Annotated in this window: 6 protein-coding genes and 2 pseudogenes; 4 read left to right on the top strand and 4 right to left on the bottom strand. The window is 72.5% G+C overall.

Annotated features, from left to right (window positions below):
• Positions 1-140: 140 nt before the first annotated feature.
• Together AC07FV_RS08670 and AC07FV_RS08675 are read right to left on the bottom strand one after the other, a co-directional pair.
• A pseudogene (locus tag AC07FV_RS08670) lies at positions 141-974 on the bottom strand (alpha/beta fold hydrolase).
• Between the two features lie 96 nt (positions 975-1,070).
• On the bottom strand, positions 1,071-1,886 hold the full coding sequence (locus AC07FV_RS08675) for an SAM-dependent methyltransferase (RefSeq protein WP_479085659.1): 816 nt from the start codon (positions 1,884-1,886) through the stop codon (positions 1,071-1,073).
• A gap of 204 nt (positions 1,887-2,090) precedes the next feature.
• On the opposite strand from AC07FV_RS08675, the gene AC07FV_RS08680 reads away from it, so the two are divergent.
• Positions 2,091-2,711 (top strand): DinB family protein, encoded by a 621-nt coding sequence (locus AC07FV_RS08680; protein WP_479085661.1) that lies wholly within the window; start codon positions 2,091-2,093, stop codon positions 2,709-2,711.
• Positions 2,712-2,756: 45 nt separating this feature from the next.
• Here AC07FV_RS08680 and AC07FV_RS08685 read toward each other — a convergent pair whose 3' ends face one another.
• Complete coding sequence (locus tag AC07FV_RS08685) at positions 2,757-3,668, bottom strand: SMP-30/gluconolactonase/LRE family protein (RefSeq protein ID WP_479085663.1); 912 nt, start codon at positions 3,666-3,668, stop codon at positions 2,757-2,759.
• A gap of 167 nt (positions 3,669-3,835) precedes the next feature.
• Between AC07FV_RS08685 and AC07FV_RS08690 the strand changes: the two are divergent.
• A pseudogene (locus AC07FV_RS08690) lies at positions 3,836-4,323 on the top strand (VOC family protein).
• Between the two features lie 46 nt (positions 4,324-4,369).
• Here AC07FV_RS08690 and AC07FV_RS08695 read toward each other — a convergent pair.
• Positions 4,370-5,518, bottom strand: coding sequence for a YncE family protein (locus tag AC07FV_RS08695; protein ID WP_479085790.1), 1,149 nt, complete (start codon positions 5,516-5,518; stop codon positions 4,370-4,372).
• A 612-nt stretch (positions 5,519-6,130) separates the two neighbouring features.
• On the opposite strand from AC07FV_RS08695, the gene AC07FV_RS08700 reads away from it, so the two are divergent.
• Together AC07FV_RS08700 and AC07FV_RS08705 are read left to right on the top strand one after the other, a co-directional pair.
• On the top strand, positions 6,131-6,658 hold the full coding sequence (locus AC07FV_RS08700) for a hypothetical protein (protein WP_479085664.1): 528 nt from the start codon (positions 6,131-6,133) through the stop codon (positions 6,656-6,658).
• A gap of 84 nt (positions 6,659-6,742) precedes the next feature.
• Positions 6,743-7,891: trypsin-like serine protease (locus AC07FV_RS08705; RefSeq protein WP_479085665.1), on the top strand; the 1,149-nt coding region annotated here is incomplete at its 3' end.

A 7,891-nucleotide genomic window follows, 5' to 3' on the forward strand; every position in this document is an offset into this window, starting at 1 on the left:
TCCAAAGAAAAACACCCCCCCCCCCCTTTTAATCAACACCCCCCACCGGGCCCCTCTCCCCCCGCCCCCCCTCTCCCCCACCCCCCCTCCCCCCGCGGCATGCCCGGGCTCCTCTCGGCCGCCCGGGTACCGCGCCGCCGTCAGGGAAGGCGCCCGAGGAAGGCGAGCAGCGCGGCGGTGAGCTCGGCCGGCGCGTCCTCCTGGACGAGATGACCGGCGTGGGCGATCGGCTCCCATCGGGCACCGGGCACGGCAGCGGCGAGTTCACGCCCCTTCGCCACCGGAATCCACGCGTCGTCCTCGCCCCAGCAGACCAGCGTCGGGACGGTGATGTCCGCGTACCGCTCCTGGATCTCGTCGGTGTGGCCCTGGTCGGCCTGGGCGATCTGCCGGTAGAACGCCGTCTGCCCCGCCTCGCCGAGCCAGGGCCCCACCAGCCGGTCCAGGACCGCGGGGTGCAGCCCCGGGCTGCTGGCGGATGCGACGTACTCGCGGACCAGCGCCCCGTGGAGCGGCGGCGGCAGCGCCTCGAAGACCTCGGCGTGCTCGCGGACCAGCCGGAAGAACGGCGAACCCCACGGGGCCAGCGCGACCGGATCGACCAGGGCCAGCGCCCGGTAACCGGCGCCGTGCAGCAGATGGGCCCGCAGCGCGACGGCGCCCCCGAAGTCGTGGGCGACCACGAGCGGCCGCTCCAGACCCCAGTGGGCCAGCAGCTCCGTGAAGACTCGGCCCTGGGCGGCCAGGGACACGTCCTGACCGGCGGACTTCTCCGACGCCCCGTAGCCCGGCATGTCTCAGACGAACACCTGGTGCTCACGCGCCAGCGAGCGGGCCACCGCGCGCCAGACGTACGAGGAGAACGGCGTGCCGTGCAGCAGGACCAGCGCCGGCCGGCCGGTTTCGCCCAGCCGGTTCCACCGGACTGCGCCGGAGCTGCTGGGGAACGTCTCGGGCAACGACCATGCGGGCATGCGCGCACTCCTCGGGATCGGGTGCCGGGACCGGCGGGACGGGCCCGTCGCCCCGGCGCGTTCCCGCCGCCGGCGACGGACTCCGTCAGGGCGGTGTCACACCTTGCGGGCGAGGCCGCCGTGCTCGCCGATGGGCTCCGGAGCGGGGGAGCCGGCGTCCGGACGCCACTGGGTGACCGGCACGACCCCGGGATCGACGAGCTCCAGGCCGTCGAAGTACGCGGTGATCTGCTCGACGGTGCGCAGGACGTACGGGGCGGCGCCGCTCTCGTTGTAGGCGTCCTGCGCCTCCTCGAACTCCGGGTCGATGCCTCGGGAACCGTCGTTGACGGAGAGGTAGCTGCCGGAAGGCAGCGCTTCCATCAGCCTGGTGACGACGGACCGCGCCCGGTCGTAGTCGGCGATGTGCCCGAGGATGTTGCTGAGGATGAGGGCCACGGGCTGTGCGAAATCCAGCGTCTTCGCGGCGTCCGCGAGGACACTCTCGGGGTCGAGCACGTCGGCGTCGATGTAGGCGGTCGCGCCCTCGGGGGTGGAGTAGAGCAGCGCGCGGGCGTGGGCGAGGACCATCGGGTCGTTGTCCACGTAGACGATCCGGGTCTCGGGGGCGATGCGCTGGGCGACCTCATGGGTGTTGTCGGCGGTCGGCAGACCCGTCCCGATGTCGAGGAACTGCCGCACACCCGCCTCGGCGACCAGGTACGTGATGTTGCGGCGCAGGAAGGCACGGCTGCTGCGGGCGATGGTGACGATGCCGGGGAAGACCGCGGTGTACGCGTCGCCGGCCTGCTCGTCGACCGGGTAGTTGTCCTTCCCGCCCAGCCAGTAGTTCCAGATCCGGGCCGAGTGCGGCACCGAGGTGTCGATCCTCTGGTGCGCAGCGGAGCCGGGTGTCGTCACGGGGTCGCTCATGAGTACGGTCCGTCTTTCAGCCGAGGCGTGGGTACGTCGCCCCCAACCTACGCCGCAACGACCCCGCCCCGCACAGCGGTTCACCCCTTCCCGGCAGGCGGAAAACGGGACGCGGGGCGTCCGGCCGCTGTGCCAGGCTGGCGGCTCGGCAGGGCCGCCTCCCCAGGGGGCGCGGACCCTTCGTTGCGACACAGGAGTGTATGGATGACACCGTCCCGTCTGGCTCCCCTGCTGGAACAGTACGACTTCGCCTGCCGGCGCCTCAGCGACCGCATGGCCGGGCCGGTCATGGACAGCGGGGACGGCACGGAGACGGGGGTGAGCCCTCTGACGGACGAGGAGTACTTCTGGGAGCCCGCGCCGGATCGCTGCTGGTCGGTCAGGCGGCGGGCGGACGGGCCGGGGCCGCGCGCGACCGGGCTGACCGGCGCCGGTGAGTGGGGCAGGGACACGGCGCCGTACCCGCATCCCTCGCCGCCGCCCCTGACGACCCTCGCCTGGCGGCTGAGCCATCTCGGCGAGATGCTCCTCCTGCGGGCCGACCACACCGCCGGCACCCACTCGCTCACCCGCGACGACTACGCGGTGTGCGGCGGCGCGGCCGAAGCGGTCGCGGCCTTCGCCACGGGCGCCGCCGCCTGGCGGGACGCGCTGCTGGGCGCCGACGAGGCGGCGCTGGACGAGGTCGGCCGGTGCACCTATCCCCACGGGAGCGACGCGGAGGAGCCGTTCGTCGACATCGTCTGGTGGGTCAACCAGGAAGTGCTCCACCACGGGGCGGAGATCGCCCTGCTGCGCGACCTGTACCGCGCGCGGCAGCGGTGACCTCCCGTGCCCCCGCACCGGCCGGGGACACGGACGGCCGAGGGCCTACAGACGGGGCGCGCCGGTCACCGACATCACGAGTGAGTACAGGGACGTGGTGGCGGTGATGAACAGGCGGTTGTTCTTCGGGCCGCCGAAGGCGATGTTGGAGACGGGCTCGGGTACCCGCAGCCGGCCGATGAGGGTGCCGTCGGGGTCGTAGCAGTGGACGCCGTCGTGCAGCGCCGCGGCCCAGAGCCGGCCCTGGTCGTCGAAGCGGATGTTGTCGAAGTGCACGTCGCCCCGGGCCTCGGCGAAGACTTTCCCGTCGGACAGCGTGCCGTCCTCGCCGGCGTCGAAGACGTGGATCCGCGCGGCCCGGGAGTCCGAGACGTACAGCCGCCTCTCGTCGGGGGACAGGACGACGCCGTTGGGCCCCTCGAAACCGTCGGCCGCCAGTCGGACGTCGCCCGAGACCGGGTCGATCCGGTACACGTTGCACGCCCCGATCTCGGACTCCGCCCGGTGGCCCTCGTAGTCGCTGGTGATGCCGAAGTCCGGGTCGGAGAACCAGATCGTTCCGTCGGAGCGGACGACGGAGTCGTTCGGGCTGTTGAGCCGCTTGCCGTCGAAGCGGTCGGCGAGCACGGTCACGGTCCCGTCGGGCTCCGTGCGGGTGACACGGCGGTTGCCCTGTTCGCAGGTGACCAGCCTGCCCCGCCGGTCGAGGGTGTTGCCGTTGCTGTGCCCGGCCGGCGTACGGAAGACGCCGACCGTGCCGGTGGCCTCGTCCCAGCGCAGGATGCGGTCGTTGGGGATGTCGCTCCAGATCAACTGCCGCCAGGCGGGCACGTACAGCGGCCCCTCGGCCCACCGGCAGTCGTCGTACAGGACCTCCAGCCTGTTGTCGCCGTTCGTACAGCGTCCGGTGCGGAAGCGGTCGTCAAGAATCTCGTACGGGCCGTCGTCGGCGGGCATGGTGTCCTCTCGGCGCGAGTGATCAGGGCCGCGGCCAACGTAGCGGTGACCGCGCACTCCGATCCACCGGCGAGCGCGGCGTCGCCGCGCCGCGCCGAGCAGGACCGGAACCGGCCTACTCCCCGTTCAGCGTCGTCCGCACCGCACCGCATCGCGCCGCGCCGTGGGTGGTCACCGACGGCACCGGGGCGCTGCTCGACTTCGTCACCGCCGCGTTCGGTGGTGAGGAGCCGGCCCGGGTGGAGGTCGAGGACGGCACCGTCGGGCACGGTGAGATCCGTGTGATCCGTGTCGGTGACACGGTGGTGTCGGCCTTCGACCGGCGGGCCGACCGGCCGGTGGTGCCCGCGCTGCTGCGGGTCCACGTGCCGGACGCGGACGCCGCGACGGCCGCCGCGGTCGAACACGGCGCGCAGGTGGTCACCGAGGTGGCCGACAGCGCATGGGGGACCGCGGGGGCAGGGTCCGGGACCCGTTCGGCAACATCTCGTGGGTGATGAGCCAGGTCGAGCAGGTCGATCCGCAGGTGGCCCGGCAGCGCATGGGGCAGCCGCGCTGCGCGGAGGCGATGCGCGTCGCCCAGGAGACCCTGGACGGCGAGCTGAGCGGCCGGGAGCGGGGGACGGCCGGCGCCCCGGTGCGCCCGTCCCGCTGAGCGGCGCCACCGGAGGCGGCCGTGCCCGAGGCACGGTGCGGCCGTCTCACAGGAGTGCGATGCCCAGGGGCCGTTCGCCGACGGGCAGGCGGGTCACCCGGCCCGTGCCGGTGTCGACGACGCTCAGACCGTTCCAGTAGCCGTCCCGGGTGAAGCCGCCGGAGACGTAGGCGGTGCGGCCGTCCGCCGAGGGGACGACGGTCTCGTGCGGGCCGTCCAGGGGGATGACCCGCTCGTTCCCGTCGGGCCGGCGCACGGTCAGGGACGGACCCTCGTCCTCGGACGGGTCGATCGGGCCGGTGCCCACGGCGTACAGGGTGCCGTCGTCGCCGACCGCCACCCCGTGCTGGTGGGTGTTGGCGGTCATGGCCTCGATCCGGACGGCCCCGGTGCGGGGGTCGACCACGGCGAGACGCTCCCCCTCGAAGGGCAGCAGCAGGGCGCCGTCCGAGGGGCGTACGGCGGTGTAGTGCGGCTTGAGCCAGGAGCCGAGGCCGCCCTCCGTGCCGTACGGCGCGACCTCGACCCGGCTCGCCGTCCAGTCGCCGGTGTCGACGACGGTGACGTCGAAGGAGTCGTGGTTGGTGGCGTAGACGTGCCGGCCGTCGCGCGACACGTCGACGTCGAAGGGCCGGCGGCCGACCGGAACGGTCTGTGTCACCTTCCGCCGCTCGGTGTCGACGACCTCCAGCGTGCCGTCGCCGCCGGGGACGTTGACGCCGACGTAGACACGGCCGCCGTCCGGGGACACGGCGATGCCCATGCCACCGCCCCGGTACTCGCCGGTCGCCACGGGGCCCGTGTCGGTCGTGTAGGGGATCAGCGCGGTGCGCTCGCGGGCGCGGGTGTCCACCGCGGCCACCCCCTCCGCCGTCGCCACCCACGCCGTACCCTCGTCGTCGAGGGCGACCCCGTACGGGGCGGTCCCCACCCGCACCGAGCCCAGGTCCGCCGCCTCGCCCGACCGGGCCGGGTCGACGAAGGTGACGGTGTCCGCGCCGAAGTCGGTGACCAGCAGGGTGCCTTCGGGTGTGCGGGTCGGGCCCGTGCCGGTCTCCGGCGCCGGGGGGCCGGTCGCCGCGGGCGGGGCGGACACCGGCGGCTCCGCCTCGGTGCCGTCGCCCGACGCGCACCCGGCCAGGGCCGCCGTGACGGCGGCCAGCACGGCGAGGGGGCCCGCGAGGCGCCGGTTCACCACCGCCCGCCCGTCAGCCGTGCGGGACGTGACGACGGCACCGGACCGCCGGGCGGGGAGGTCGGGCGGGGGGTTCGTCGATGCATGGTGCGACAACTCCGCGGTGTGGAGGGGCAACTGCCTCGATCCTCTCCCAGCAGCGCGGTGCCGCCGGTCGGCGGTGTGGTCGCTTTCGGCGGACGGACGGGTGACGGGGGTGTCGTCCGATCGGACGACACCCCGCCAGGACGCCGGCTGCTCTGCACGAAGTCCTCACGCAGGGGCGCGCGACTTGCGCATCAGGTGACGGACCTCACCGCGAATCTGAATGCTTTGCCTGGTTTGTTCCCTTTGATGCGGTGGACAAGATCAGCTGGTGGCGATGACATGTACAGACTCGGTGAAGCCGGGGCGTCGGAGGTCGGAATTCCGGACGACTTCCTGACGTGGGGGAGTCGGGGAGTGATGGCCGCCGGGCCGGGGGCTGTCGAAGTACGGGGGAGTTCAGGGGTGTTCGTTCCAGGCAGACGGCCGCGAGCCGTGCGTCGTGTTCCAGGCACCGTCCCGGCGCGGCCAGGCCTCTCCGACGCAGCCCCTATGGATCGACAGAGGGAAGAGATGAAGGAACACGTCGTGACTGCGGCCGAGCCGCACCGTAAGAAGTTCATCGTGCGCACCCTGCTCCTGGCCACGGCCGTCGGCGCCCTGGCGTGGGGCCTGCTGCCGGCGGGCACGCAGGGCGGAGGCGACAGCGGCGGGGCGGTCGCGGTGGCCGAGGAGGCGCCCGGCTACGCCGTGGAGGACTACGCCTATCCGGAGGCCGACCGGATCCTGCGGGAGCGGGGCATCGTCCTCAAGCGCGGTGACGGCCACATCACTCTCGCCGACTGCGCCTCGGGAACCGGCCTCCTCCAGGTCATGGCGAGACGTGAGGACGAGGTCATCTGCTTCCGGACGGTCGGCTCGTCGGGATGGCTCACGTTGGAGATCCCCGCCGTCTACGTGGTCAGGGGCAACGACTACACGACCCGGGTGGACATGAGCGTCGGGGACGAGGAGAAGTCCTTCGACATCGAGAAGAACACCTGGACCTCCGTGGGTGAGAGCGCGGACGAGCAGGGACGCGAGTTCATGCTCATGGAGATCAGAACCTCCAAGTAGCTCGTCGCCGGAGCCCGCGGTGCCCTGCCGCGAGCCGCCGGGCACGAACGCGCATTCCCCGCAGAACACTCGAGAAGGAATCCCATGTCCCGCGCTCTCTCCCGCTCACTGCTGCTGGTCGGTTCCATCGTGGCCTGCTCTCTGACGGGCCTCTCCGCTCCGCCGGCCGTCGCCCTCAACGGCGCCGAGACCGCCGACGCCTCGCTCGCGTTCGTCGCGAAGATCAACGTCGGCGAGCAACGAGCCTGCACCGGGACCCTGGTGGACCCCCAGTGGGTGCTCACGGCCGCCAGCTGCTTCGCCCCGGACGCCAAGCCCGCCGCCGGGAAGCCCGCCGTCGCCACCACCGTCACGGTCGGTCGCACCGACCTGACGCAGACGGGCGGCAGCGTCCAGCCCGCACTCGCCCTCGTGCCGCACGCCGACCGCGACCTCGTCCTGGTCCGGCTCAGCAAGCGGATCGCCGACCCGGCGATCACGCCCGTGCCGATAGCCTCCGCTCCCGCCGCGAGCGGTGAGGAACTGACGAAGGCCGGGTTCGGTCGGACCAGGACGGAGTGGGTGCCCGACAAGCTGCACACCGGCACCTTCACCGTGGCCTCCACCACCGACACGGCGGTCAACCTCGACGGCTCCGACACGGCGACGGTGTGCCAGGGCGACGCCGGAGGGCCCACCCTGCGCTCCGTGAACGGCAGCCCCCAGCTCGTGAGCGTCAGCTCCCGTTCCTGGCAGGGCGGCTGCCTCGGTATCGACCCCGCGGAGACCCGCACCGGCGCCGTCGACACCCGAGTCGACGATCTGGCCGGCTGGGTGAAGGAGGTCGCGTCCCGCGAGAAGGTGACCCCCGCCGACATCGACGGCGACGGCAGGGACGACCTCGTCCTGCAGCGCATCGACGGTTCCGTGGTCGTCCACCGCAATCTCGGCACCGGCTTCGGTCCGGGAACCGTCATGTCCTCGGGCTGGGGTCGCTTCGTCACCGGGGCCGACCTGGGTCGTCTGTACTTCGCGGACATCACGGGTGACGGTAGGGACGACCTGGTGGTTCATTCTTCGGACGGCAATGTCGCGGTCCGTAAGAACATGGGTACCTACTTCGACGGGGGTACCCACTGGAGCGCGGGTTGGGGCCGTTTCGTCACCGGGGCCGACCTGGGTCGTCTGTACTTCGCGGACATCACGGGTGACGGTAGGGACGACCTGGTGGTTCATTCTTCGGACGGCAATGTC

The sequence above is a fragment of the Streptomyces sp. NPDC045956 genome, assembly GCF_056430705.1.